Source organism: Archangium sp. (assembly GCF_057119385.1).
This window is the reverse complement of record NZ_DBNGVP010000180.1, coordinates 35264-60684: the sequence shown is the minus strand read 5'-3', so window position 1 is coordinate 60684 and position 25421 is coordinate 35264. Positions and strand designations below refer to the sequence as shown.

Here is a 25421-nt window from a genome sequence, read left to right as displayed (position 1 = left end):
AGCAGGAAGCTGGGGTTATTCAGTCCTTCGCTCGTGAACCAGCGGAAGTGATGCTCGAGGGCTACGAACAACTGGCGGAACTCTGGGCGCGGCAAGGGTTGCTGGTGCGCGCCATTGCCTTGTGCAAGGTCATCCTCCGGCTGGATCCGGCGCATGAGCCGGCGCGGCGGCTGTTGGCGGAGCTGGATGCCCGCCGGTTGGATCCCTCCGCGCCGCCGGGGCCCGCCGTCCCGAGGACCCGGTTCCTGGAGGCCGCCGCCGAGAAGGTGTCCACCGGGGCCGAAGCGGTGCCGCGCGCCTCGCTGCTCGCGCGGGTGGGTCCGCGGGAGCTGCTGTCGATGATGGAGACGCTGGAGCCGCGGATCTTCCAGGCGGGCGAGAACATCGTCGAGGAGGGGCAGCCGGGCAGCTCCATGTTCGCCATCGTCGAGGGGAGCGTGGAGGTGGTGCGGACGCTCAAGTCGGGGCGCCGGCGCACGGTGGCCTTCCTGGGCGAGGGCGAGTTCTTCGGGGAGATGTCGCTGCTGGCCAGCACCCCGCGCTTCGCCACCGTGCGGGCCTTCGAGCGCACGGCGGTGCTGGAGCTGACGCGGGAGCAGCTGGAGCAGCTCCTCCAGACGCACCCGTCGGTGGAGGACGTGCTGCAGGGCTTCCACCGCGAGCGCCTGCTGGAGGACGTGCTGCGCGGCAACCCGCTCTTCCGCAGCCTCGGCCCCGAGCAGCGCGAGGCCCTGGCCCGGGACTTCCAGATCTGCACCCGGCCGGCGGGCACGCTCCTGCTGGAGCAGGGCCGCGAGGTGGATGCCCTGTACCTGCTGCTGCGCGGGCGGTGCCAGGTGCTGCACCGTCACGCGGACGGGAGCCAGGTCCCCCTGCGCACGCTGGGCGAGGGGGACATGTTCGGGGAGATCGCCCTGATGCTCGGCCTGGCGGCCACGGCGACCGTGTGCGCGGAGACCGCCTGCGTCCTGCTGCGGCTGGACTGGGGGAGCTGCGAGCGGCACCTGCTGTCCGACCCTGGTGTGTGCGAGGCGCTCTCGCGGCTGGGCAACGAGCGCCTGCTGAGCAGCGCCGGGCTGTACTGGGATTCCGTGCCGCGGGGCGGAACCCCGCGGGCCTGAGCCTAGACGCTGGGGCTCGGCGGGGCGCTGCCCTCGAGGTTCACGGGCGGTGCCCCGCGCCGGAGCACGGAGTTGCGGTAGCCATACGCGAAGTAGAGCGCGAGGCCGATGGCGAGCCAGATGCCGAAGCGGACCCAGGCGTGTGAGGGCAGGCCCTGCATGACGAAGAGGCAGGCGCCGGCTCCGGCCAGGGACACCGGCCACACGAAGGGCACCTTGAAGGGCCGCGGACGGTCCGGGTCCTTCAGGCGCAGCATGGGGACGCCCAGGCACACCAGCATGAAGGCGGACAGCGTGCCGATGTTGGTGAGATCGTAGGTCGCGGCGTCATCGGCCACCAGGGAGCCGAGCGCCACCAGCACCCCCGTGGCGATCGTGGTGACGTGGGGGGTGCGGTACTTGGGGTGGAGCTTCGCCGCCCACGGGGGCAGCAGCCCATCCCGCGCCATGGCGTAGAAGATGCGCGGCTGGCCGTACTGGAAGACGAGCAGCACCGCCGCCATGGAGACCACGGCGCCCAGGGAGATGAGCCAGCTGAACTGCGTCAGCCCGGCCACCTCGAAGGCGTGGGCCAGCGGATCCGACGACTTGAGCTGAGAGTAGGGGATGAGGCCCGTCGCGACCGCGCCGACGATGACGTAGATGAGGGTGCACACCGCCAGCCCGAGCAGGATGCCGCGCGGCATGGTGCGCTGGGGATCCTTCGTCTCCTCGGCGGCGGTGGAGATGGCGTCGAAGCCGATGTAGGCGAAGAAGACGATGGCCGCCGCCTGGTGGATGCCGGTGAAGCCGTTGGGCGCGAAGGGCGTGTAGTGGGCCGGGTTGATGTGCAGGGCGCCCACGCCGATGAAGACGGCGAGCACCAGCAGCTTCACCACCACCATGACGTTGTTGACCCGGGTGCTCTCCTTCACCCCGATGACGAGCAGCCAGGTGATGGCCATCACGATGAGGAAGGCCGGCAGGTTGACCAGCACGGGGATGCCGAGCACGCGCGGCGCCGTGTCCAGCAGGGCGCGGATGGCGGGGTCCGAGCTGGCGAGCACGTTGTAGTAGCCATGCGTGAGCCAACCGGGGAGTTGCACCCAGGGGGAGATGAGCGAGTTGAAGTAGCCGCCCCAGGCGATGGCCACCGCCACGTTGCCCACCGCGTACTCGAGGATGAGATCCCACCCGATGATCCACGCGACGAGCTCCCCGAGCGTCGCGTAGGAGTAGGCATAGGCGCTGCCGGCCTGGGGGATCATCGAGGCCAGCTCGGCGTAGCAGAGCGCGGCCAGGGCGCAGACGCCCCCGAGCAGCAGGAAGGAGAGCACCAGGGCGGGGCCGGCGCCGTAGCGGATCACCTCTCCGGTGGGCAGGGTCTCGCCAGCGGCGGCGGTGCCGAGCGTGGAGAAGATGCCGGCGCCGATGACCGCGCCGATGGAGAGCATGACCAGGTCGCCGGTGCCGAGCGCGCGCTTCAGGCCGCCGGAGGCCTCGGAATCAGGGACGAGGTCGGCGATCTGCTTGCGTTGGAAGAGGGAACGCATGGGGAAGGGCGGATTAGCACGATCCCACCCGCCGGGTCTCCCCCCGTCCGTGCCGCGATGCGTTGGCTGCCGGGGGGGCAGGGGGGGTGGAAACCACGGACCGGTGCTCATGGGACTTGTCCTCGGGCCAGGGTGCGGCTAACTCCGCGTTCCGCGAGACTTTTTCGGAGGAAGGACGCCAGTCATGCAGGTCGTCAGTGTGAAGAAGGCGCTGGATGGTTCGATGGCACCGGACACGAAGGTGGAAGTGCGCGGCTGGGTGCGCACGCGCCGGGACTCGAAGGCGGGCATCAGCTTCGTCAACGTCACCGATGGCTCGACCTTCGATCCGATCCAGGTGGTCGCGCCCAATACGCTGCCCAACTACGAGAAGGAAGTGCTGCACCTGACGGCGGGCGCCTCGGTGGTGTGCCGGGGCACGCTGGTGAAGTCCCAGGGCAAGGGCCAGTCCTTCGAGGTGCAGGCCGAGGAGGTGAAGGTGCTCGGCTTCGTGGATGACCCGGACACGTACCCCATCCAGCCCAAGCAGCACACGCTGGAGTTCCTGCGCGAGGTGGCCCACCTGCGGCCGCGCACCAACACGTTCGGCGCCATCACCCGCGTGCGCCACACGGCGGCCCAGGCCATCCACCGCTTCTTCCACGAGGAGGGCTTCTTCTGGGTGAACACGCCGATCATCACCGCCAGTGACGCCGAGGGCGCCGGGCAGATGTTCCGCGTGTCCACGCTGGACGCGGTGAACCCGCCTCGCACGGACGGTGGGAAGATCGACTGGAGCAAGGACTTCTTCGGCAAGGAGGCCTACCTCACGGTGTCCGGCCAGCTGAACGTGGAGGCCTACTGCCTGGCGCTGTCCAAGGTGTACACGTTCGGGCCCACGTTCCGCGCGGAGAACTCGAACACCACCCGGCACCTGGCCGAGTTCTGGATGATCGAGCCGGAGATCGCCTTCGCGGACCTCAACGAGGACGCGAACCTGGCCGAGCGCTTCCTCAAGTACGTCTTCAAGGCGGTGCTCAACGAGTGCGGCCCGGACATGAAGTTCTTCGAGGAGCGCCAGCAGAAGGGCGTCATCGAGCGGATGGAGAAGTTCATCAACTCGAGCTTCGAGCGGATCGACTACACGGACGCGATCGAGATCCTGAAGAAGGCGAAGAAGAAGTTCGATTACACGCCGGAGTGGGGGAACGATCTGCAGACGGAGCACGAGCGCTACCTGACGGAGGAGCACGTGGGCCGGCCGGTGGTGGTGATGAACTACCCGGAGAAGATCAAGGCGTTCTACATGCGCCTGAACGAGGACGGGAAGACGGTGGCGGCGATGGACGTGCTGGCGCCGGGAATCGGGGAGATCATCGGCGGGAGCCAGCGCGAGGAGCGGCTGGACATGCTGGACAAGCGCATGCAGCAGTTCGGCCTGAAGCCCGAGCACTACCAGTGGTACCGGGATCTGCGGCGGTACGGCACGGTGCCGCATGCGGGGTTCGGACTCGGGTTCGAGCGGCTGATCGTCTACATGTGCGGCCTGCAGAACATCCGCGACGCGATCCCGTACCCGCGCGTGCCGGGCTCGGCGCAGTTCTGAGCCACGACTGCGCATCTCCGTCAACCCCACTCCGCGGCGCATCCCTCCCTCTCCCCTCGGGAGAGGGTCGGGGTGAGGGTATCCGTCCCCGTGTTCCCATCCGGGGACGAGCGCCGTGTGTCCGTCAGTCCCGCGCCCCCGTGTTCCCAGTCCCGTGCAACGGGGCGAGCCGGGGCTGGGGCGAGTCGAACACGCGCCAGGAGAACTGCTCACCGCCGGCGGAGTGGTTGGGCAGGTGGCAGTGGACGATGAAGTCCCCCGCGGCGGTGGGGAAGTCTCCCGCGCCCGAGGTGGCGAGGGTGAGGCCACTGCCCGGGCTCAAGAGCTGGGGCGCCTCGAAGGGAGAAGCGGGGGCCTGTTTCGCCCGCTGGCCCCTGCGCCACGCATGCAGGTGGTGGATGTGGAACTCCGCGCTCCCCGCGTGCAGCACGCGCAGCTTGATGGGCTCGCCCAGGTACGAGCGGAGCTGAAGCGGAGCCGCCACCCGCCTGGGTGACTCGGAGCGCTCGTCCTCGTCGTCGGGGGACTCCTCCCGCTCGAAGTGGGGCTGGCTGCGGTAGTTGATGCCGAATGCGCCGGGCCGGAAGGGGCCCGCCATCTCGTCCTGCAAGGGCAGGGGCTCGCCTCGGGCGGAGCGCACGTCCGCGACCTCCGGTGGGCCCATGGCGTGGTACAGCAGCGCCATCTCGCGGAAGTCCTGGCCCGAGGGCACGTCGATGAGGGCCTCCCAGCCACTGCCGTCGCGGAGCGGCTCGCCCGTCTCGGTGCTGCGGTACACGGAGCCCGCCGGCTCCACCAGCAGGGCGCCGAAGAGCCCGCGTGCCTCCCGTTCGCCACCGTCCCCCGAGTCATGCAGGAGGTAGGCGCCCTCCGCCTCCGGCGCCTCGGGCAGCGCGAGGACATACGTGAGGCTCTGTCCAGGTGGAACGGACGTGCCGGGGACGAAGCCTCCCTCCGGGCCTCTCACCGTGGCGCGCAGGCCCTCGATGCGCAGGGCCGCGGGCTCCGTGGGCAGTCGATTGGTGAAGCGCAGCACGAGGCACTCGCCGGCATTGGCGCGCAGCACCAGCGGCTGTGGCTCCCGTTCCTGGAGCGCGGGCCGCGCCTCCTCGAGGAGGTACATGAGGCCCCGGGGTACATGGTCTCCCTGCGGATTGAGCGGGAGGTCCACCGGGACGGCCGCCACGGCGTACGTCCTCACACGAGCCCCGGGAGCACAGCCGCCTTCTCCCTCCGCGAGTCCAGACACGTCCGGGGCAGGGCGCCGTCCATCCGACTCCCATGCGCAGGAGGCGCCCACCATGATCAGCAGCGCGAGGGGTGACACGACCGCACGCGCACCGGAGATGACGGACCTCGAACGGCGGCGCAGCAGCAACGCAAGAGGGAAGACAGGCACCTGAAGCACCAGCGCATCCCGCACACCGGCCCACGAGGCCTCGGCCAACGAGCCACCGTCTGGATCCTCGGGAGAGGCGGAGAGGTCCGGAGCGACCGCCGCGCAGAGGAAGCGGCTCTCGTCCCCCACGTCCTGGGGTGTCGCGGACACGGGTTGTCCCTCGGAGGCCGCCGGAGGCGGAGTCCGCGCGAGCTCACGCTGGATGAGTCCCCGGCCGGTGGCCACGGGCACCAGCAGCAGCAGGAAGCACACGGACAGCGTAGCGGCCGATTCCACCGTCGACCTGTCCTGGCCTCCGCGCCGGGAGAGCCAGTGCGCGCAGCCCACCGCCGCGCAGGCCACGGGCAACAGGAGCGCCGCGTCCCAGGCGAGCCGCGAGCCCAGCGCGTCCGCTCGCGGGCCGAAGCCTCCGGAGAGCAGCCACAGCAGGCCCACCTCCCAGCCCATCAAGCCGAGCGTGAGGAGGACGCCGAGCCTCCACCCATTGCGTGCCATGCTCAATCCCCGGTCCGCGGGTTCACGAGGTAGCTGATGAGATCCGCCATCTCCTGGGGCGACAGCGTCTCGCCGTACAGGGGCATGGTGCGGGTCTGGGCGCAGGGCCCTTGCCCGGAGCACTCGGGGGCGATGAAGGCACCCGGGTTGAGCAGGGATTCATAGGCGTACTGCGCCGCGCTCATGCCCACGACGCGCGTGGCGCCCACCCGGGAGAAGTTGGCCAGGGCCGGTCCGATGCGGTGGCCCTCCGGCTCGGCGGGATTGCCATGGCAGGTGGCGCAGGCGAGCCGTCCATGGAAGAGCGCCGAGCCCGCGCTGGCATTGCCCGGGGGAAGCTCCTCCACGCGCCGGGGCCATCCAGGAGGGCCCTCGTTGGGGTTCTTCGGACGCCGGGTGGAGAGCAGGAGGGCGCGCTCCGAGCCGCGTGCCCACTCCAGCCGCAGGACGGAGGAGGTGCGCGGGACATCGAAGCCCAGCGTCACGGACGACACCTCCGAGGGCCGCACGGTGAACGCGGCGGAGCCTCCCATCGTGGGCCGCCACTCCGAGCCCGTCGTCGCATCGGTGAGCCGCAGCTCTCCGGGGGTGAAGTCACTCGGGAGTCGCCGGGGGTTGAAGACGGTGAGCTCCACGGTGAGGCGGCGCTGTCCGGGAGCCGGAGCTCCGGGCAGGGAGGGCAGGGTGGCCGTATCCCCATGGTCCGTCGGCTCGTGCAGCCAGACGGCTCGCTCCAGGCGCAGACGCAGCCCGCTCAGCTCGGTCTCCCTCCGAGGCTGGGTGGCCCGGGCCTGGAGCGCCAGAGCACCTCCGGCGAGCATGGCCAGCAGCGCGAGCCCGCACACCACCCACCGCGTGCCGTTCCATCCGAGCTGACGGGTGCTCCTGTCCAAAGGGGGAATCATGGTGTCCCCGCGTGACTACGGCTCGTCCGCGCCGGGTGCGGAGACGGGGACGGTGAGTTGGACGGTGCCCGCCTTCTCGAAGTGCAGGGTGAGCGGCAGGCTCGCGGGCGAGTCCTGGAGGGCATACAGCATGAGGTGCTTGCCCCCGGGGGCCAGCTCGACACGGCCCTTCGCGGGCACCACGAAGCCCTCGGGCCTCGGGTGCATCTGCAGCAACTCCCCCTGCGCGATGACCTCGTGCAGCTCCACCCTCGCGGCGGTGGTGGACTCGGCGGAGACGAGCCGATCCTCCCGCCCGCTCGTATTCACCAGCGTGAGATACACGGCCCCGACGCGAGCCGGTGTCAGCCGTGCGCGGGCCTTCTCCACCCGCACCCCGGCGGCGGGCGTCCCTTCCTCCGAGAGGAGCCGCTCGACCTCCTGCTGCAGCCGCTCGACGGACACGGTGTACGGCATGCGCGCGCGCAACGCGCCCGCCTTGTCGACGAGGAAGAAGGCCCCGGTGTGGTCCATCGTGTACGGGAGGTCTCCGGTGAAGGGGTGCTCGCGGTAGCGCGCGGTGTCCGGGTAGCGGCGGGTGGCGGTGACGCGCCAGGCGGCCAGCATCGGTGCGAGGGCCTCCGGTTCCAGCCGCAGGCCCGTGAAGCGCGGGTTGAAGGCGTGCACGTACGTTTCCAGCTGCTGCGCGCTGTCGCGCTCGGGGTCCACCGAGACGAAGACGACCTCCACGTCTCGCGCGGCCTCGCCCAGCCGCGTGTGGAGGCGCTGCAACTGCGACAGCGTGGTGGGGCACACGTCCGGGCAGGCCGTGTAGCCGAAGGACAGCAGCACCACCTTGCCCCGTTGCTCGCTCAGCCGGAACACCCCGCCCGAGGCCCGGGGCGCTTCCAGGGCCGGAGCGGGCCGCACGGGCACCACCGCGAAGTCCTCGCCCCGCTCCTTGCGGCAACCCGTCACGAGCAGCACGGCGGCCAGTGCTGGCAGCAGCCTCCGCGCCCATCCCCTCGTCCCCTGGACCCTGCGTCCTCCCATCGCGCGCCTCCCGGCCGGGCAGCCAAGGGGCTGAGTTAAGGGGGTGGAGCCCCGGCGGCGAGCCCCCCTGGAGGACGAGGCTCCTGTCGGAATTCGCGCGGAGGCACCTCAGCTGTACGTGTGGGAGTCCTCCTCGGTCGAGGCGGGGCTCAGCGGGAGGCTGAAGCAGAACGTGGAGCCCTCGCCCGGGTGGCTCTCCAGCCAGATGCGGCCTCCATGCGCCTCGATGATCTGCCGGCTCAGGTGCAGCCCCAGGTACACCACGCCCGTATAGCCCGGGGCCCCGGGAGGCAGCGGCTCATAGAGCGGCTCGAAGACATGGGGCTGGCGCTCCGGTGGAATCCCCGGCCCGTGGTCATGCACGGACACCACCGCCTCGCCGCCGATGCGCTCCACCCGGAGCTCCACCGGCCCGCCCGGAGGCGAATACCGCACGGCGTTCTCCAGCAGGTGGGTCACCACCTCGCCCAACAGCTGGCGCTCGGCGTGGATGACGAGCTCCTCCATCGCCTCGATGCGGATGGGATTCTCCGTGGTGCGGGCGAACTTCTCCGCCTGCTCCTTCACCAACGCGTGCAGCTCGAACCGCTGGCGCTCCAGCTTCGGGGGCCCGGGCGCCATCCGCACCGCCGCGAACAGGTGCTCCACCAGCCGGGAGATCCGCCGCGAGTTGCGCGCGATGATGTGGAGTCCCTTCTGCTGCCGGGGCGTGAGCACCTCCAGGTTGAGCAGCAGCTCCGCCCACGTCTGGATGGATGTCACCGGCGTTTTCAGCTCGTGGGCCGCCGCCGACATGAACTCCTCGCGCAGCCGCAGGGCCGCGCGCAGCTCCTGGAACAGGCGGGCCTTCTCGATGGCCACGGCGAACAGCCGGCCCACCATGGCGTGGAACTCCAGCGCCCGGGTGGAGACGGGGCGGGGCTCCCGCGTGAAGTAGGACATGACCCCGACCAACCGCTCGTGGGCGTGCAGCGGTACCGCCACGATTCCGCGGTAGCCTCCCTCCCGCGCCAGCCACCCCGAGCGCGCGGGGGCGCCTCCCTCCAGCACGTCCTCGACCACCTGGATGCGCTCCTCCCGGGCGGCCTTCGCGGTGAGCAGGGGGGCGTCGAACGGAATGCGGCGCAGCCCGTCCACCACCGCCACCGTCAGCTGGTGCGAGCTGATCAGCGACAGCTCCTCCCGCTCCGGATCCGCCAGCCACAGCCCGATGCCATCCGCCGCCAGGGCATGGAGGCTCTGCTCGATGACCACGCGGGCGATCCGCTCCAGCTCCATCTCGCTGACGAGCGCCTGCCCGATGCGCGACAGCGCCAGCTCCCGCTCGAACATCCGCGACAGCTCCCGCTCCTCCTTCCGGCGCCGGGTGATGTCGCGCACCACCACCTCGCCGAGGAGGAGCTGTCCGGACGCATCCCGCACCGGTGCGCCGTGCACGCTGAGCAGGCGATCCTGCCCATCCCGGCCGCGCAGCAGCACCTCCACGTCGGTGAACGTCTCTCCGGCCAGGGCGCGGCGGATGGGCAGCTCGTGCGGCGCCATGGGACGTCCGTCCGGATGCCGCACGTCCTGGAGCAGCAGGGCTCCCGCCGCCGAGCCTCCAAGCTCCGAGCGCTCCCCGAGCCCGAGCAGCCGAAGGCCCGCGGGGTTGGCGTCCACCAGCCGTCCCTCCGGGGTGGTGAGGAAGATGGCATCCGGCACGCTGGCGATGATGGCGGCGAGCTGCTGGGCCTGGTGCTCGGCCTGCACGCGCAGGGCCTCCACCTCCACCTGGCGCCGGGCGAGGTGGGCCGCCATCTCGTTGAAGGCGGTGCCGAGCTCCTCCAGCTCATCGCCCGTGGAGATCTGGACGCGCCGCCCCATCTCCCCGCGCCCCAGCGCCTGCGAGGCACTGCGCAGCTGCCGCACGGGACGGGTGAAGAATCGCGCCAGCATCGCGGCCAGCGCGATGTTGAGCAGCAGGATGCCGCCAAAGGCCGCGAGCCGCGCGTGTGCCCGCTCGTGGAGCGGCGCCATGGCCACCCGGGTGGGGATCGTCACGCCCACCGCCCACGGGTAGCGCGGCACCGGAACGAAGGCCCCCAGGCGCTCGTCGCCCTGGAGCGGGCTGGTGAACCGGGCGAGCCGCGAGGGCGTGCCGCGCAGCGCCGTCCGCAGGGGCTCGAAGCGGGCGAAGGCGTTGCTCTCCTCGAAGGACAGCTCGGGCATGCCCGTGTGGAAGGCCAGCCGGCCGTTCTGGTCCGCGAGGAAGAGGGACTGCCCCGGCTGGAGCCGCGCGCCCGCGTAGCGCTGCTCCAGCAGATCCGTGCGCAGCACCACGTTGAAGACGGCGATCGGCTGCCCGTCCGCTCCCCGGATGGGCGTGCTCACCAGCAGGCCCGTGCGGATGGGACGCCGCAGCTCGAGCACCTCGGAGATGACCGGGGCGTTGGTGGCCAGCACCTTCTGGAAGTACGGACGATCGCCTATCCAGAGCCGGGGCTCGTCCGGCACGGTGGGGTTGCTCCAGCCGCGGTTGAGGCCCGTGGCATCGAAGACGGCCACGGAGTCATAGAGCGGACTCTGCGCGGCCAGCTCCTTCAGGTGGGGGTCCAACTGTTTCGGATCCAGGGTCTGTAGCAGCGGATCCTTGGACACGGCCCAACCGAAGCTGATGGCGGCATCCAGCGTCTCGGAGGCCTGCCCGGCCACGGCCTGGGCCGTCATGAACTGGACGTCGAGGATGTCCTCCTGCGTCCGCTCCAGGTCCGACAGCAGGTCCACGAACAGCAGTCCCAGCACCGGCAGGAGCACGATGATGAACGCGACCAGTAGCTTGGCGTGGATACGCAGGTGAAGCATGTCCGCTCTGGTGCGCTGGCTTCCTCGGTGGAGAGTTGTTTCTCAGGATTCGAGCAAGGTGGGTCTCCCGCCCGCCGCTGTCCACTCCCCGGGGAACGGGGATGTGCTCCTTCGGAGAACACGCGAAGCGGATGGCGAACACGTCAGCCGCCCTGGCTGCAAACTTCTGGCGGGGAGTACGCTGCGCCGCTCGACAAGAGAGGTGGCATGAAGCCGGTTCGAAGGAATGGATGTGAGACGAGGGCCCACGGCGCGCGGCGGGTGGGACGGGTGCTCGTCCTGGCGAGCCTGGTGACGGGTTGCCCCACGCCTCCCGAGCCCGGCAACGCGGGCACGTATGTGTATGACCCGTATGGGAATGGGACGATCGACAAGGATCCGGCCTGCAAGCTCACCGGGACCCTGGAGCTGAAGCTGGGCGAGGGGGATGGAACGAACTTCCTCCCGCTCGAGCCCGGCCAGGAGCCGGTGCTGTACCACGGCCCCCAAGGCGGCACGCACGTGATTCTCGGCGTGCGCGTGGCCAACCCGGCACTCGAGTTTCCCGGCCTGAGTGTGAAGTTCGTGCTTCAGCGCCAGCGCTGCTCGCCAGCGGGCGACTGTCTGGCTCCGGAGACCATGGGGCTCGACGAGCGGCTGGTGAGCGATCCGCGGCGCTTCGTGGCCCAGGAGGGCGGAGCCGTGAGCGTCTCGGGCATGCTCGTCCTCGTGAGCAACTGGACGCTCACGGAGAGCCGCCGCATCCAGGTGTATGCGGCGGACCGCTGCGGGAGGACCGGCACCACGTCATTGGAGCTGGGTCCTCCCGCCACCTGGCCGGCTCAGTAGTGCCAGGGGAAGCGCTTGTAGTTCTTCTCGCGCTTCTCCAGGAAGGCGTCGCGGCCCTCCTGGGCCTCGTCGGTGCCGTAGGCGAGCCGCGTCGCCTCGCCCGCGAAGAGCTGCTGGCCCACCATGCCGTCGTCGGGCAGGTTGAAGCCGTACTTCAGCATGCGCATGGCCGTGGGGCTCTTCTCGTTGATGATCCGCGCCCACTCCAGCGCGGTGTCCTCGAGCTGCGCGTGCGGCACGGACGCGTTGATGGCGCCCATGGCGGCGGCCTGGTCCGCCGTATACTCCAGGCCCAGGAAGAAGATCTCCCGCGCCTTCTTCTGGCCCACCTGCCGCGCCAGCAGCGCCGAGCCGTAGCCGCTGTCGAAGCTCGCCACGTCCGCATCCGTCTGCTTGAACATGGCGTGCTCCTTGCTGGCCAGCGTCATGTCGCACACCACGTGCAGGCTGTGCCCGCCACCCGCCGCCCAGCCGGGCACCACGGCGATGACGATCTTCGGCATGAAGCGGATGAGCCGCTGCACCTCGAGGATGTGCAGCCGGCCCATGCGGCCCACGTCGGGCTTGTTGGCCGCGTCACCCTCGTACTTGTAGCCGTCCTTGCCGCGGATGCGCTGGTCTCCGCCCGAGCAGAACGCCCAGCCGCCGTCCTTGGGCGAGGGGCCGTTGCCGGTGATGAGCACGCAGCCCACGTCGGTCGTCACGCGGGCGTGCTCCAGCGCGGTGTACAGCTCGTCCACCGTCTTGGGCCGGAAGGCGTTGCGCACCTCGGGCCGGTTGAAGGCGACGCGCACCGTGCCGTGCTCCACGGAGCGGTGGTAGGTGATGTCGTCGAACTTGAAGCCTTCCACCTCGCGCCAGCGCGCGGGATTGAAGAGGGCGGAAACGGTCATGGTCGTGACTCCTGGAAGGGGCCGCGACCCTAGTGACGCCCGCCCCGAGCGTCAATCGACGCCCGTCCGGCGCTACCAGATGCCGGGGACGAGCCGGTAGCGGGTGCGCCGCGTGTACTCGGTGTAGCCGGGGAGCTCGCGCTGGAGGGTGCGGTCCTCGAGCGCGGTGCGGAGGATGAACGCGGCCATGGCGATGCCCGCGGGCACGTACGCCCACAGCGAGCCGAAGACGAGCGGCCAGGCCACCAGCATCATCAGCAGCCCGAGGTACATGGGGTGGCGCACGAAGCGGTAGGGGCCGGTGCTGATGACCTGGTGGTCGCGGTCCTTCTGCACGCGCACCGTCGTCTCCAGGTGCGGGTTGGCGGCGAAGGACCACAGGATGGGGACCTGCCCCAGCACGTGCAGCACCACGCCCACGGGCATGCACCACGCGGGCAGCGCCGACCAGCCGTAGCGCCCGGTGTCGAGCCCCGCCACCACCGTCATCGTCAGCAGCATGGCCAGGTAGGTGTGGGTGATGCGCCGGTCGAAGGGCTTGGTGTCCTCGCGCTCCTTCCACCGCTCCTGGTTCAACACGGGGTTGAGCACGCGCGTGCCGTAGGCGTTGGCCACGAGGCTGAAGACGATGAGCCCCGCGAACACCCAGCCCTCCTTCCAGTCGAGCCGGCCCGCGGAGAGGAAGAGCAGGGCGCCCATGGCGATCAGGCTGAGGGTCACCACCAACGACTGGGGCAGGGCTCTCTTCTTCTCGGCGGCGACTTCAGGGGGGATTGCGGGGCTTTGCTGCATCACGGCTTCTCCTGGGAATGCGCGCATCATGTCCGAGGAGGCCACGCATGTGGGAGCCCTCGTGAAGGAGGGAGGCTCCCTCGGAAGTAGGGCGGGCGGCCGGGCCGCCAGGAGGACGGACCGCTCCGCTCTAGAAGTCCGCCCGCGTCCAGGTGCGCTCGGCGAGCCGCTGTTTGACCAGCTTGATGTAGGGCTTCGCGCCGCTGTAGGGCACGCTCTCGTCGCCGTCGTACCAGTCGCCCGAGAACCAGGCGCCGACGCAGCCCCACTCGTCACCCTTGCCGTAGCCGCCGCTCTTGTACGGGCTGTTCATCCAGGTGAAGTCGCCCTCGTAGCAGGCGCGCCGCCAGGCCAGCGCGTAGTCGATGCCGTAGGCCGTGCTGTCCTTCGTGTACGGGTAGGTGCCCGCGTGCACCGAGCTCCTCACCTGCATGATGCCGAAGGTGGACCAGTCCTCTCCCAGCTCGTCCTGCCGCCACCCGCTCTCCACCACCGCCACCGCGCGCACGATGTCCTCGTCCAGGCCCCACTTGCACGCGCCCCATTGGATGATCTCATCCGTGGTGCCGGTGAAGTCGCCGTCGACCCGTCCCGAGTACTGTGCGTTGAACTCGTCGCTGGCCCCGTCGATGCGCACGCCGGGCTGGCCCCGCGTCTGGTTGGCCGTGGCGTTCCCGGGACGCGGCTCCCACGAGGAGCGCCGCACCCGTCCGGCGCACTCGGCTCCGGAGGGCAGGGGAGTGCCGGGAGGCAGCGTCGCGAAGTAACCGTCCACCGACGGCCCTCCGCCTCCACAGGCCGACAGCAACGCGAGCAGCACCACCACGGACATGATCGCCGGACGAGCAGGGCTCATGGCCACTTTATAGTCCAAATCCAGGCGTCTCGCGCCGGGCCGCCTCCAGCCGTGCGTACAGGGGACGCACCCACCGCTCCACGGCTTCACGGGCCGGACCGGTCAACGCCCGCTGCTTCATCGCGGAATCGTCCTCGAAGGGCACGACGGGGTTCTTGGCATCCCTCCCCATGGCCTCGCGCATCACCGCGAGCTCCTCACCCGACAGCTCCAGACCGAAGAGCTCCGAGTACAGGGAGGGAATCCCCGCGGGAAGCTCGCGGTATTCCACGAGCCGCGCGGGCCCACGCCGGGACTCCCAGGCCCCCAGGGCGGCCTCACAGAGGGAGGCCAGGACGCGGGCGCCGTACTCCTCGCGAGGCATGCCGGGGAGCTGCTCCGGGCTCCATCCCAGCAGCGCGGGCTCGAGCACGCCGGGCACCATATGGGCACCGCTGTGGCGCAGATGCGAGGCCATCACCTCCACGGGATCCCGGTACAGGAAGAGCCACGGCACACCCGGGAAGGCGCGCTCGATCAGCGGCCATTGCAGCAGGGCCCACGCATCGAACTTGATGAACAGGTGCCGCTCGGGCGCATGGCGCTTCTGCCCGAGCACGCCCACCATGGCGCGCAACCACGCGATGCGCTGTTCCTCCGTGGGCGTCGCTTCCCCCCACCGGGCGCGCAGCACCGTGTCCACGGGCGCCGGCTCGGAGAGCATGACGTTGCGAGGCAGGGCCGCCAGCGTCTGCGCCAGCAGCGTCGAGCCACAGCGCGACATGTGGAAGATGAGCCCCGTGGGGGCCAGCCCGGGGCTTTTCGCCTCCAACTCGGCCAGTTCGTCGAGTGACGTCTGGTGGCGGAACAACCAGTTGAAGGGGTAGCGGAGCCGCCGTTGAATCGTGTCGTCGAAGAAGGGCTCGGTGAAGCGCTCGCCACCCAGGTGGCACCACTCCACGATGAACCGGTCCTCGCGCGCGTGGACGCGGAGGGGAATCCACTCGGCCAGCAGCGTTGGCTCCAGTGTCATGGCCACCGCTCGTACCAGGCGTGGCGAGCCTCCTGCCAGACGGCCCGCACCTCCTCGGAGGTGAAGTGACAGCCCCGCTCCCCGCCCAACCTCACGACGAGCTCCAGGAAGGCCGCCGGGTCCCGGACGTCCCGGAGCTGTCCCTGCAGCTCCGGCTCTCCCAGGACGAGGGCACGAAAGCGCTCGAAGGCCTCACGCGGCATGGGCGGCCTCCCGCACCGCGCGCGCGAAGAGCGCCCGCAGCCAGTCATCGAGCACGCAGTCCAGCACCAGGTGGATGCGGTCCACCGGTCCGGTGTTCTCCACCCGGTGTGGCTGGTTGACGTTCAGGTACCAGCACTCGCCCTCGCCCATGGGGACGCGCTGGCCGGACAGGAAGAAGCCCACGCTCTCATGGGTCACCACGGGGATGTGGAGCCGGACTTCACCGTCCTCGTAACCGAGCCGGTAGTCGCGGTGCTCGCGGATGCGGGCCCCGGCGGCCAGCTTGAGGAACCGGACCGACTCGATCCGGCAGGCGAAGGCGGAGAGCACCTCGCGGACCCCGGGGCAGCGCTCCAGCACGGGCGTATCCGCGAAGGGCTCACTCGCGGCGGGGTCCGGGTACAACCGCCCGGCGACACCTCCCACCGCACGCAACGCCACGCCACTCCACTCGCCCTCGTAGGTTTGCGTGTTGAAGTGGGCCACCCATTCCTCCGGGGCCAGGCGCTCCACGTCCTCCCGCAGGCGCCGCGCATCGAAGCGCAACGGCAACCGCAGGCTGTCCGGTACGGTGTCCCTCGAGTCCATTGTCCCCATCATGCCTTCTTCCACCCTGGCGGCCCAGCAGACGGTTGCTCAGCAGTCCGCTCCGGTCATTGTTCGTCAAGGCAGGAGTCACATCCGGCGCCAGAGGACTCGGCCAGGGTGCAGGAACGACGAACTCACCCCGAAGGGGCGCAAGACCATGAGCAATACCGCCACGAGCAGTACCGCCGCGAATGACACCGTCACGAATATCGACACCCGGAAGAGCGCCGCGGAGGTGTTGAAGGGTTTCTTCGAAGCATTTGGCAAGGGCGACGCCGACGGTGTCATCAACTCCTTCCACCCCGACAGCGTCATCGTCGCGGTGCGCAAGGGGGAACGGAAGGACAGCCAGCTCCACGGCTCGTATTCCGGCAAGGAGGGCGCCAAGGCGTTCGTGATGAACCTCGGGAAGAACTTCGACACGAAGGCCTTCTCGGTGGAGCACGTCATCGGCGAGGGCAACGTCGCGTACGCGAGCGGCGCCTTCGTGCACAACATCCGCACCACGGGCAAGCCCTATGCCAGTGACTGGGCGCTGAAGATCATCGTCAAGGACGGGAAGATCCTCGAGTACCACTTCTACGAGGACTCCGCGGGCTACCTCGAGGCCTGCAAGTCCTGAGTCGGCGTACTCGGCGCCACGCCCCGCGTTCGTGTGCGGGGCGTGGCGCTTTGGACTTGCCGGGCGTCTTGGAGGCGCTCAAACGGATCGTCCACGTAGCACAAGGGCCGCATCTTCGAAGACCTTGGCCAGGGTGGGATCTGTTGGCCGGTGCGCTTCGAGAAGCGCTGCATCCTCTGTGTGGCCCAGGTGCTCGAGCAGGACGGCCGCTTGCAGCGAGCACTTGAGAGAGGATGTCGCTGCGACCAATCTCCGGGCCATGTCGCGTAACCTGGTGAGGTCTGCTTCCGGGAGCATGGGGAGGAACCGCTCTGGGCTCGAGAGGAGCAGGGAGAACAAATCCACACAGTAGCCCGAGGCCGTACCTTTGCGCTTCACGGCTGTGTCCACCAGGGGCCATGCCGATGAGATGAAGGCGGGCAGGGTGGAGACAAGCGTCTCGGGTATCTCCTCGATGAGTACCGTGAGCACCTCGCTCTTGATCTCGATGGGAACGGAGTCATCGGAGGCCCAGGCACGAAGTTCTTCCGGGGACTTCTCCAGCAACACGAGCAGGCCGTGCAAGGCCGTTGGCTTTGAAGGAGCAAGTTCCGCTAGCGCCTGTCGGACGACAGGAATCAGGTCCTGGTGCCGTTTGCGCCACAGCGCGCAGGCCACGTCATTCAAATCCGCGGGCTCTGGTTGGCCAGCGGCGATCAGCCGATCCAGTCTGCGTGTCAGGCTCGCCCGCGCACTTGCTCCCTTGATGCGTCCCAGCGCTTGTGTGATGGCCTCTACGACCGTGGCGCCATCGTGGTCCCCCCGTGCTTCCTCCATGGTGAGCTGGTGCTCGAGGCGCTTGGCGCTGGCGGCACCGCCCGACTCGCCCAGGCCGAATGCCGCTGCCTGACGTACGGTTGCATCGGGGTCCTCCAGCATGGCCGCCAACAAGGGTCGGGCCTGGCGCACGCCGAGCTGGGACACCAGCGCTCGTGTCCGGGTCTCATCGCCCTCGTTGAATGCAGCGAGGAACTCGCTCCGCCACTGCGTGACATCGTCCTTCTGCGCCATGTCTCGCCCAGGTCTTCTTCCTACGGAAAGCTTACGCCGGGAGGGACGTACCTTCTCACCAGCGTTCCGTCGAGCATATACAGCTCGAGAATGGCGTCCGGGTCCGCCCGCTTCATGGATTCGAAAGCCTCCAACTCACGCTTCAGGTCCTGAGTGTTGGAGACGTAGTTGGTGTTGTGCCGAACGCCATCCGGACGCACCGAGGAGGCATCGGGTCTCCGGAAACGAACATCTCTCACGGGTGCTTCATCATAAACGCGCTTGCCTGCTGCGTTCCTCTGAACCCTGTCCTTCCTCAGATTCGTATGCCCGGCCGCTTCCCGGGAGGCCAGTTCCTTCTCGATGGCCTCGTTATGCGTCGGGTTCTGCCGGGTGTGGGGGTTGCCGTAGCGGGTGGAGAGCGTGGGTGTGCCGCTGGAGTCACCTGCTGAGGCATTTGTCGCGCAAAGAGCGAGACTGGAGCAGGTGACGGTGCCCGTGGCCACGCCGGAGACAATCAGGGAACCATCCGCCACGACCTGGGCGGTGGAGACGGATTGCTCCAGGATCACGAGCCCTTCGGGGGTCACCGTGGGCAGGAGTCGCCAGATTCCGCCCTCGGGTACCTGGGGAATGAGCCTGGCCACTCCCAGGGACGCTACCGTCACCAGCACTCGCAGGTACGTGCCGCCCATGGACCTGCCGAAGCGCGCGGAGGCCGCTTCCAATTCCTGGGGCGTAGAAGCGGCTTCTGTCTCTTGGTACAGGCGCAAGCAGGCCAGAGCCACATGGCCCAGTTCGATCAGGCCTACCGCCATGGAGAGGCGCAGGGTGAGTGTCGCTGCGAAGGCCTTCGAGAACAGCGGCTCGGGCGCCAGCCAGGCGGCGAAGTACACCACAATGGAGAGGCAGACGCTGAGGACGAAGGCGGGGGAGGTGAAGAGCGCGATGGCGGCCTCACGGATGCCTTCGTTCATGTAGCGGGTGGAGAGTTGGAGGGCGAGGAAGAGGCGGCTGGATGTCAGGGACTCGGGGAGAGGTATCAGCGGGGGGCCGACGTGGGAGAGGAACTCCTCGCGCAGCCGTGATTCCCATGGCGAAACAGTGCCCTGTCCGGGGCTGCCCGCTCCGGACAACTCCAGCAGATGCAGTCGAGGGCGGGATTGCGCTCCGAGGTGTGCGAAGACGGCGAGGAAGGGGCGCACCTCTTCCAGGCTCAGCACCTCGAGGGTGGGGTTGAGCGGATGACGAGGGAAGAAGAACTGCCAGCGACTATCGGGGAGCTGGCGGAGGCCAACTGGCAGCAACTGAAACGGAGCGGGTCCCATAGGCGCTTGCTGCTCGATGACGCGCCCCTGGGATTGGCGAGGCCCGATGGTGTGGGCGCCACCATGCGGAGTGTCGGTGGCCTGCCGTGCTCCTCTTGGGTCGATGAGCGCCCGCGAGCTGGCGCACGCGCTGGACAGGAACGCGACAGTCAAGACCAGGATCAGCCGGAGCGCTACATGGGCTCTGCTCATGCTTCGGAATCATGCCCTGGCCAAGGCCTCGAAGGGGTGAGCCTGTCCCAGTTTCGTGTCTCTCCCGCCCCAGTCGTGGAAGGTCGACTCAGAGCCGCGTCCAGTGGGACGTCGCCACCGCGCCGAGGACGTAGTGGCTGGCGGCGTGACGGGTGAGCTCCTGGTAGGCGGGGGCCTTCTGGCTCTCCAGGTACTCCTCGAAGGAGCACGAGAACTGCGCCAGGAACAGGGTGCCGGGCTCGGTGCTGAGCACGGAATGGTAGGCCGTGAAGCCTTCCACGTGCTCCTGCGCCCGCACGTGCGGGAAGAAGGCGTCGCGGCGCCAGGCGTGGTACTCGCCGAGCTTCCGCGGCGCGATCTCCGCGCGGGTGAGCTGCAGTCTGTCCCCGCCCGGCACCGGTGACGCCGGCGGCTTCACCACGTCGCTCAACACGTGAATCTGCCGGCGGTAGTCCACGGCCAGGCGGGGCCGGACGAGTGACTCGGTCTCCCGCCACGAGGCGTCGCCCAGCAGCTCCCCGAGTCCGGAGAGCTCCTGGAGGGCCACGAACTCCATCAGCCGGTCGCCCCCCTCGTGCTGGTAGACGCTGCGCGGGAACCGCGCGTCGGTGGGCCGCGGCTGGCGCAGGATCTGGGCGACACCCTGGAGCTCCTGCGCCGCCATCTTCATGTAGTTCAGCAACAGGAACTCCTTCATCGCATCCTCCAGGGCTCAGGCCGCCTTGCTGGCCACCGTGCGCAGCGCCGGGAACAGGTCATCCACCAGGCTCTCGACGCTGGCCCCCTGCAGCAGTTTGGCGAGCGACACGGGCACGCCCAGGGCGGGCTCCAGGCGGTTCACCAGGTTCACCGACACGAGCGAGTCCAGACCGAAGTCCACCAGCGGGGCCTGGGTGTCCACCAGCTCGTCCGCGCCCAGCATGTCCGTCACCTGCTTGCGCACGATCTCGATGATCACGCCGCGGCGCTCGCCCTCGGGAGTCATCTGGATGCGCTGCAGGTGGACACGCGGATCCTCACTGGCCCGTGGCGCGCGCCGTTGACGGGCGCCGCCCTTGCCCAGCGACGAGTAGAGTGCCGGCGTGCCCAGCTTGTACTGCTGCATCCACGCCGACCAGTCCGTGAGCGTGACGCCCGCGTGCTCGAGGCCGTGGCGCAGGACGTAGTCCATCGCCTCCATGGCGTGCGCGCGCGGGAGGGTCTGCACCCCGTGCGAGGTCTCGGTCCCGGCGAGCTGCTTGCCGGGAATCTCCCACGGGCCCCAGTGGACCACCGTGGCTGGCAGCCCCATGGCCCGGCGGGCCTGGGCGAGTGCCTCCACGAATGCACTGCCCGCGGCCTCGTTCGTGCGCGTTTCGGAGCCCAGCCAGCTCAGCACCGTGCCGAAGAGCACGAAGTGATCGAGCGCGAGGTCACGCGAGTGCTGATGCAGCAGCCAGGCGCTCTTCGTCATGGGCGCCATCCCGCCGGAGAACTTCTTCCAGACGATCATGTCCAGCAGGTCGTCCTGCCGCGTGGCGACGCAGTTGAAGATGCCCTTGAGCGGTGGCAGGGCCTTCAGCTCCCCGAACAGCCGCTGCACGTCGCCGTCGAGCGTGAGGTCCGCCTGGGACACGGTGACCTTCGCGCCGCGTTTCCTCAGCGCCTCGATGGACTTCGTGCTGGCCTCGTCCAGGGCGCGGACATCGGCCAGGAGCAGCTGCCGGGCCCCTCCCTGGCTCACCATCCACTCCGCGAGCTGGAGACCGGTCGTGCCCAGTCCACCGGCGATGAGGTACGTCGAATCGCCACGGAACAGCGCACCCTGCTGCTCCGGCCGGGGCTTCTGCGCGCGGGTGAGGCGAGGGGCGAAGCGCTTGCCGCCGCGGAGGGCGACCTGGTCCTCGCCGTCGGAGCCCCACAGCTCCGCCAGCAGCACCGAGGCGTCCGCCGAGGGATTGCCCGCTTCGCGCCGCTCCAGGTCCACCATGCCGCCCCAGAAGTTGGCATGGCGCAGCGCCATGGTGGAGCCCAGCGCCCACAGCGGCGCCTGCGCCACGTCCACGGAGCCGGGGCCTGGCGTGGGCCTCTGCGCGTTGCGTGTGACGAACCACAGGCGTGGCGCGGCACCCGTCACCGAGTTCACGACGGAGACGGCCTGGATCAGCAGCAGTGCGTTGCCAATCGGCCCGCCCTCGCTGCCGGCGAGCTTCTCCAGCGTCAGCCCATCCATGGACGGAGCGTCGAGCCCCCACAGGTAGACGACGTGCCGGTAGGAGATGCCGGGGACGCCGAAGTAGTCGCGGAGCAACAGGTGGAAGAGTCCCGGCTCGTCGGCGGCGAGGGGCTTGCGGCGGTCTCCCACCACGAGCCTCAGGTCCGGATAGACGAGGTGGCACTTCTCCCCGAGCGCGCGGAGCTGCTCCGCCAGGGCGCTTCCCACGCCGCCCCGGTCCGCGAAGATGAGCCAGCGGTCCGGCAGGGCGTCCTTCTCCTTGTGCACCGGCGCCAGGGCGGGACGCTCCTCCCAGGTCCGCTGGTGGATGGAGTCCAGCAGCGGATCGGTCACCGTCGCGGTGGGCTGCATGTCCTCCCGCGTGAGGCGGCGCACCTGCAGGCCCTGCATCACCGCGAGCGGGCGGCCGTTCTCGGAGTACAGGCGGATGTCGATGACCATCATGTCCGGCGTGGCACCCGGACGGCGCACCGCATGCACCCAGGCCTCCCGGAGACCCGAGCCGGCCGTGTGGAATCGCTCCATGCTGATGGGCAGGAACGTGCGCTGCAGGTCCTCCGGCGGCACGGTGAAGTCCCCATGGGCCTCGGCCAGCGAGGCGTAGATGTGGAGGCACGCGTCCAGGAATGCGGGCTGGAGCGTGTAGGGCTGGGCCGATACGTGCTCCGGCAGGCGGACACGGCTCAGGGCCTCGCCCTCTCCCTGCCACAGCTCCTGGATGCCACGGAATGCCGGGCCGTACTCCAGGCCCATGGCGCGGATGGCGGGGTAGTAGCGGTCGATGGGAATCTGCTTCGCGCAGCGCTCGCGCAGGGCCGCCAGGGACGCCGGTTGCTCGCCGCCCGCGCCACGCCGGGGCTTGAGCTCCCCGTCGATGTGATGAATCCAGGGCGCGCCCGGACGCTCGTCGGTGCTGAACACCTTGAACGTGGCCCGCTCCTCCGACTCGGGAGAGATCACCAGGTGAACGACGCGGCTGCCGTCCTCGGGGAGGACCATGGCCTCGCGGTAGAGGAAGTTCCCCATCTCCACGTCGTCAACGCCGAAGTGCGCGCGAGCGCCCGTCGTCACCAGCTCCAGGGCCGCCGTGGTGGGCAGCACCGGCAGGCCGAAGATGCGGTGGTCATCCAGGTACGCCAGCTCCTCCAGGCTGTAGTGGGCCTCGTACTGCGCCTCCTTCAGCGTGGAGCGCAGGCGCTCACCGAGCAGCGGGTGGCCATTCCTGTTGCGCTGGGCCGTGCTCGTGGGGCGCGCTTCGCTCACCCAGTAGCGCTTGCGCTGGAAGGGGTAGGTGGGCAACGACAGGCGCTGGCGCGTGTAGGGCTGGTCGAACCCGCGCCAGTCCACCGCGTATCCGCCCACGTACAGGGCCCGCAGGCTCTCCGAGAGCACCTCCCAGTCGCTCTTCTGGCGGCTGAGCGACGCGAGCCACTGCGCCGGCTCGTCGGTGACGGACTGCCGCCCCAGGCCGAGGAGGCTCGAGCCCGGCCCCACCTCCAGGAACAGCTTGTAACCGGCCTCGCGCAGGGTCTGCATGCCGCGAGCGAAGCGCACGGCCCCCCGCGCGTGGTCACGCCAGTAGCGCGCCGTGGGGGCCTCCTCCATGAAGGTGCCGGTGAGGTTCGACACCAGCTTGATGGACGGCTTGCGGAAGCGGATCCCCGCGGCGACCGCCTCGAGCGCGTCGAGGATGGGGTCCATCTGCGCCGAGTGGAAGGCGTGGGAGACGACCAGCTCCTTGAACCCGATGCCCTGGCTCGTCAGGGTCTGGAGCAGCGAGGCGAGCGCCGCCTTCTCGCCGGACACGACGGTGCTGCCGGGCGCGTTGCTCGCGCCGATGGACAGGCGCTCTCCGTGGGGAGCGATCAGCTCGAGCACCTTCTCCTCGGAGGCGAACACCGCCGCCATGCCGCCCGTGCGCGGCAGGCTCTGCATGAGGCGGCCCCGGTGCGAGATGAGCTTCAGCGCGTCCGCCAGGCTCATGCAGCCCGCCACGCAGGCCGCGGTCACCTCGCCCACGCTATGGCCCATCACCACGTCCGGCTTGATGCCCCAGGAGCGCCACAGCATCGCCAGCGCGTATTCCACCGCGAACAGGGACACCTGGGTGTAGCCCGTCTCGTTCACCCGTTGAGCGTCCTCACCCTCGGCGAACAGCACGCTCAGCAGCGGCCGGTCCAGGTGCGGCCGGGACAGGGTGTCGCACTCGTCCAGGGCCGCGCGGAAGACGGGCTGCGTCCGGTACAGCTCGGCGGCCATGCCCGGGTACTGCGCGCCCTGTCCCGTGAACAGGAACACCACGGGGCGGGCCTTGCCATTGCCCTTCGCCACGCCCGGCGCGAGCGTCTCCCCGCCCACGCTCGCCAGGCGAGCCGCGAGCTCCTCCACCGTGCTGGCGGAGACGGCCAGCCGGTGCCCGAAGTACGAGCGGCTGGTGCTGGCGGTGTAGCAGACGTCCGCGAGCTCCGCGCCGGGGTGGGACGCGAGGTACCGGGCGAAACGCTCCGCGCTCTGCGCCAGGGCCGCCTCGCCGCGCGCCGACAGCGCGAGCGTGTGGACGGGACGGTCCACCGGGGCGCGGGCCTTCGCCGCCTGCTCCGGCGCCTCCTCGAGCACCACGAAGGCATTGGTCCCGCCCAACCCGAGGCCATTGAGGCCCGCGCGCCGCGGATGCTCGGCGCTGGCCTTCCACTCGGTGAGCTCGGTCTGGATGTAGAAGGGGCTGGTCGCCAGCCCCAGCTTCGGGTTCGGCTTCTCGAAGTTGATGGTGGGCGGAATCTGGCGGTGCTTCAACGTCAGCGCCGTCTTGATGAGCGCCGCCATGCCGGCGGTCTGCTCCAGGTGGCCGACGTTGGTCTTCACCGAGCCGATGCCACAGAAGCCCTTGCGCTGGGTGCCGGTGCGGAACGCGCGGGTGAGCGCCTGGACTTCCAGCGGATCTCCCACCGTGGTGCCGGTGGCATGGCACTCCACGTAGCCGAGGGTGTCGGGCGAGATGTCGGCCACCGTCATGGCCTCGAGCATCGCCGTCGCCTGGCCCGGCACGCTCGACGCGCTGTAGCTGACCTTCTGCCCGCCGTCGTTGTTGATGGCGCTGCCCTTGATGACCGCGTACACGTGGTCACCATCCTCGATGGCCGCGCGCAGGGGCTTGAGCAGGACGGTGGCGACTCCGCTGCCGAAGATGGTGCCCTGGGCCTTCTCGTCGAAGGCGCGGCAGTGCCCGTCCGGAGAGAGGATGTCCTCGCTCTGGTACACGTAGCCATTCTTGTGCGGGAAGCGGATGGTGGAGGCACCCGCCAGCGCCATGTCGCACTCGCCCTCGAGCAGGCTCCTGCACGCCAGGTGCAGCGCGACGAGCGAGGTGGAGCAGGCGGTCTGGATGTTGATGCTGGGGCCCTTCAGGTCCAGCTTGTACGAGACGCGGGTGGCGACGAAGTCCTTGTCGTTGCCGATGTGCTGCAGACTGCCCGTGGGCCCGAGCAGCTCCGGGGCGCGCTGCTGGTACGCGGCCAGGTAGCTGGTGACCACGCCCCCGGAGCCCGCGAACACGCCCACCGGGACGCCGACGGACTCGGGGTGGTAGCCCGCGTCCTCGAAGGCCTCCCACGCCACCTCCAGGAAGAGGCGCTGCTGGGGGTCCATGAGGCTCGCCTCGCGCCCGGTGACACCGAAGAACCCGGCGTCGAACTGATCCACGCCCTCGATGCAGGGCGAGGCGGGAACGAAGCCGGGGTTGTCCAGGAGGTGGGCGGGCACACCCGCTTCAGCCAGCTCTTCCCGGCTGAAGAAGGTGATGGACTCCCTGCCTTCGCACAGGTTCCTCCAGAACGCGTCGAGGTCCTTGGCTCCAGGGAAACGGCACGCCATGCCAATGATTGCGACGCCCTTCAGGTTGTCAAAGCCGCTCATAACAGTGTGTCTCGTGCGAAGTCAGTGGGGGAGGAGTTGC

19 protein-coding genes are annotated in these 25421 nt (G+C 69.5%); 4 read left to right on the top strand and 15 right to left on the bottom strand.

Features of this window, described 5'->3' with window-relative positions; all coding sequences use genetic code 11:
• Window positions 1–50: 50 nt before the first annotated feature.
• Complete coding sequence (locus tag AC16DP_RS42195; protein WP_329732199.1) at window positions 51–1121, top strand: cyclic nucleotide-binding domain-containing protein; 1071 nt, start codon at window positions 51–53, stop codon at window positions 1119–1121.
• 2 nt (window positions 1122–1123) lie between these two features.
• Here AC16DP_RS42195 and AC16DP_RS42190 read toward each other — a convergent pair whose 3' ends face one another.
• A complete protein-coding gene (locus tag AC16DP_RS42190; RefSeq protein ID WP_329732200.1) occupies window positions 1124–2653 on the bottom strand; it encodes an amino acid permease in 1530 nt (509 codons plus the stop codon).
• Window positions 2654–2837: 184 nt separating this feature from the next.
• Here AC16DP_RS42190 and asnS point away from each other — a divergent pair, with 184 nt between their 5' ends.
• Complete coding sequence (gene asnS / locus AC16DP_RS42185) at window positions 2838–4238, top strand: asparagine--tRNA ligase (RefSeq protein WP_329732201.1); 1401 nt, start codon at window positions 2838–2840, stop codon at window positions 4236–4238.
• Window positions 4239–4362: 124 nt separating this feature from the next.
• Here the strand turns inward: asnS and AC16DP_RS42180 are convergent, their stop codons facing one another.
• The 4 genes from AC16DP_RS42180 to AC16DP_RS42165 form a co-directional block, all read right to left on the bottom strand.
• Window positions 4363–6132 (bottom strand): multicopper oxidase domain-containing protein, encoded by a 1770-nt coding sequence (locus tag AC16DP_RS42180; RefSeq protein ID WP_329732202.1) that lies wholly within the window; start codon window positions 6130–6132, stop codon window positions 4363–4365.
• A 2-nt stretch (window positions 6133–6134) separates the two neighbouring features.
• Entirely contained in the window at window positions 6135–7037 is a 903-nt protein-coding gene (locus tag AC16DP_RS42175; protein WP_329732203.1) for a c-type cytochrome, read from the bottom strand.
• A gap of 15 nt (window positions 7038–7052) precedes the next feature.
• Complete coding sequence (locus AC16DP_RS42170; protein ID WP_329732204.1) at window positions 7053–8069, bottom strand: SCO family protein; 1017 nt, start codon at window positions 8067–8069, stop codon at window positions 7053–7055.
• Between the two features lie 108 nt (window positions 8070–8177).
• Window positions 8178–10910 (bottom strand): ATP-binding protein, encoded by a 2733-nt coding sequence (locus AC16DP_RS42165; RefSeq protein WP_329732205.1) that lies wholly within the window; start codon window positions 10908–10910, stop codon window positions 8178–8180.
• A gap of 207 nt (window positions 10911–11117) precedes the next feature.
• Here AC16DP_RS42165 and AC16DP_RS42160 point away from each other — a divergent pair, with 207 nt between their 5' ends.
• Window positions 11118–11738 (top strand): hypothetical protein, encoded by a 621-nt coding sequence (locus AC16DP_RS42160; protein WP_329732206.1) that lies wholly within the window; start codon window positions 11118–11120, stop codon window positions 11736–11738.
• Here the strand turns inward: AC16DP_RS42160 and AC16DP_RS42155 are convergent.
• The 6 genes from AC16DP_RS42155 to AC16DP_RS42130 form a co-directional block, all read right to left on the bottom strand.
• Window positions 11732–12631 (bottom strand): 1,4-dihydroxy-2-naphthoyl-CoA synthase, encoded by a 900-nt coding sequence (locus AC16DP_RS42155; protein ID WP_329732207.1) that lies wholly within the window; start codon window positions 12629–12631, stop codon window positions 11732–11734. The two genes, AC16DP_RS42160 and AC16DP_RS42155, sit on opposite strands and share 7 nt — an antisense overlap.
• A gap of 72 nt (window positions 12632–12703) precedes the next feature.
• Window positions 12704–13423 carry a methyltransferase family protein gene (locus AC16DP_RS42150; protein WP_329732322.1) on the bottom strand — a complete coding sequence of 240 codons (720 nt, stop codon included), beginning with the start codon at window positions 13421–13423 and terminating at the stop codon, window positions 12704–12706.
• A 130-nt stretch (window positions 13424–13553) separates the two neighbouring features.
• The gene (locus AC16DP_RS42145) at window positions 13554–14279 is read right to left on the bottom strand and encodes a hypothetical protein (RefSeq protein WP_329732208.1); all 726 of its coding nucleotides are present in this window, start codon (window positions 14277–14279) and stop codon (window positions 13554–13556) included.
• Between the two features lie 7 nt (window positions 14280–14286).
• Entirely contained in the window at window positions 14287–15291 is a 1005-nt protein-coding gene (locus tag AC16DP_RS42140) for a sulfotransferase family protein (RefSeq protein WP_329732209.1), read from the bottom strand.
• Entirely contained in the window at window positions 15288–15494 is a 207-nt protein-coding gene (locus AC16DP_RS42135) for a Nif11-like leader peptide family natural product precursor (RefSeq protein ID WP_329732210.1), read from the bottom strand. The genes AC16DP_RS42140 and AC16DP_RS42135 overlap by 4 nt, the downstream gene beginning before the upstream one ends.
• Entirely contained in the window at window positions 15484–16095 is a 612-nt protein-coding gene (locus tag AC16DP_RS42130; RefSeq protein ID WP_329732211.1) for an aspartyl/asparaginyl beta-hydroxylase domain-containing protein, read from the bottom strand. The genes AC16DP_RS42135 and AC16DP_RS42130 overlap by 11 nt, the downstream gene beginning before the upstream one ends.
• Before the next feature lie 145 nt (window positions 16096–16240).
• On the opposite strand from AC16DP_RS42130, the gene AC16DP_RS42125 reads away from it, so the two are divergent.
• Window positions 16241–16705 (top strand): nuclear transport factor 2 family protein, encoded by a 465-nt coding sequence (locus AC16DP_RS42125; RefSeq protein ID WP_329732212.1) that lies wholly within the window; start codon window positions 16241–16243, stop codon window positions 16703–16705.
• 78 nt (window positions 16706–16783) lie between these two features.
• Here the strand turns inward: AC16DP_RS42125 and AC16DP_RS42120 are convergent, their stop codons facing one another.
• The 4 genes from AC16DP_RS42120 to AC16DP_RS42105 form a co-directional block, all read right to left on the bottom strand.
• A complete protein-coding gene (locus AC16DP_RS42120; RefSeq protein ID WP_329732213.1) occupies window positions 16784–17755 on the bottom strand; it encodes a HEAT repeat domain-containing protein in 972 nt (323 codons plus the stop codon).
• Between the two features lie 20 nt (window positions 17756–17775).
• Complete coding sequence (locus tag AC16DP_RS42115) at window positions 17776–19254, bottom strand: hypothetical protein (protein ID WP_329732214.1); 1479 nt, start codon at window positions 19252–19254, stop codon at window positions 17776–17778.
• An 88-nt stretch (window positions 19255–19342) separates the two neighbouring features.
• Window positions 19343–19951, bottom strand: a complete 609-nt coding sequence (locus AC16DP_RS42110; protein WP_329732215.1) for a hypothetical protein — start codon at window positions 19949–19951, stop codon at window positions 19343–19345.
• Window positions 19952–19966: 15 nt separating this feature from the next.
• Window positions 19967–25381 (bottom strand): type I polyketide synthase, encoded by a 5415-nt coding sequence (locus AC16DP_RS42105; protein WP_329732216.1) that lies wholly within the window; start codon window positions 25379–25381, stop codon window positions 19967–19969.
• Between the last annotated feature and the right edge of the window lie 40 nt (window positions 25382–25421).

Bases quoted from the DNA above. Each gene is read 5' to 3' on its own strand.
- AC16DP_RS42175 (WP_329732203.1), bottom strand. From the start codon at position 7,037: ATGATTCCCCCTTTGGACAGGAGCACCCGTCAGCTCGGATGGAACGGC.
- AC16DP_RS42150 (WP_329732322.1), bottom strand. From the start codon at position 13,423: ATGCAGCAAAGCCCCGCAATCCCCCCTGAAGTCGCCGCCGAGAAGAAG.
- AC16DP_RS42130 (WP_329732211.1), bottom strand. From the start codon at position 16,095: ATGATGGGGACAATGGACTCGAGGGACACCGTACCGGACAGCCTGCGG.
- AC16DP_RS42140 (WP_329732209.1), bottom strand. From the start codon at position 15,291: ATGACACTGGAGCCAACGCTGCTGGCCGAGTGGATTCCCCTCCGCGTC.
- AC16DP_RS42190 (WP_329732200.1), bottom strand. From the start codon at position 2,653: ATGCGTTCCCTCTTCCAACGCAAGCAGATCGCCGACCTCGTCCCTGAT.
- asnS (WP_329732201.1), top strand. From the start codon at position 2,838: ATGCAGGTCGTCAGTGTGAAGAAGGCGCTGGATGGTTCGATGGCACCG.
- AC16DP_RS42165 (WP_329732205.1), bottom strand. From the start codon at position 10,910: ATGCTTCACCTGCGTATCCACGCCAAGCTACTGGTCGCGTTCATCATC.
- AC16DP_RS42170 (WP_329732204.1), bottom strand. From the start codon at position 8,069: ATGGGAGGACGCAGGGTCCAGGGGACGAGGGGATGGGCGCGGAGGCTG.
- AC16DP_RS42120 (WP_329732213.1), bottom strand. From the start codon at position 17,755: ATGGCGCAGAAGGACGATGTCACGCAGTGGCGGAGCGAGTTCCTCGCT.
- AC16DP_RS42155 (WP_329732207.1), bottom strand. From the start codon at position 12,631: ATGACCGTTTCCGCCCTCTTCAATCCCGCGCGCTGGCGCGAGGTGGAA.
- AC16DP_RS42160 (WP_329732206.1), top strand. From the start codon at position 11,118: ATGAAGCCGGTTCGAAGGAATGGATGTGAGACGAGGGCCCACGGCGCG.
- AC16DP_RS42105 (WP_329732216.1), bottom strand. From the start codon at position 25,381: ATGAGCGGCTTTGACAACCTGAAGGGCGTCGCAATCATTGGCATGGCG.
- AC16DP_RS42145 (WP_329732208.1), bottom strand. From the start codon at position 14,279: ATGAGCCCTGCTCGTCCGGCGATCATGTCCGTGGTGGTGCTGCTCGCG.
- AC16DP_RS42125 (WP_329732212.1), top strand. From the start codon at position 16,241: ATGAGCAATACCGCCACGAGCAGTACCGCCGCGAATGACACCGTCACG.
- AC16DP_RS42135 (WP_329732210.1), bottom strand. From the start codon at position 15,494: ATGCCGCGTGAGGCCTTCGAGCGCTTTCGTGCCCTCGTCCTGGGAGAG.
- AC16DP_RS42180 (WP_329732202.1), bottom strand. From the start codon at position 6,132: ATGGCACGCAATGGGTGGAGGCTCGGCGTCCTCCTCACGCTCGGCTTG.
- AC16DP_RS42110 (WP_329732215.1), bottom strand. From the start codon at position 19,951: ATGAAGGAGTTCCTGTTGCTGAACTACATGAAGATGGCGGCGCAGGAG.
- AC16DP_RS42195 (WP_329732199.1), top strand. From the start codon at position 51: ATGCTCGAGGGCTACGAACAACTGGCGGAACTCTGGGCGCGGCAAGGG.
- AC16DP_RS42115 (WP_329732214.1), bottom strand. From the start codon at position 19,254: ATGAGCAGAGCCCATGTAGCGCTCCGGCTGATCCTGGTCTTGACTGTC.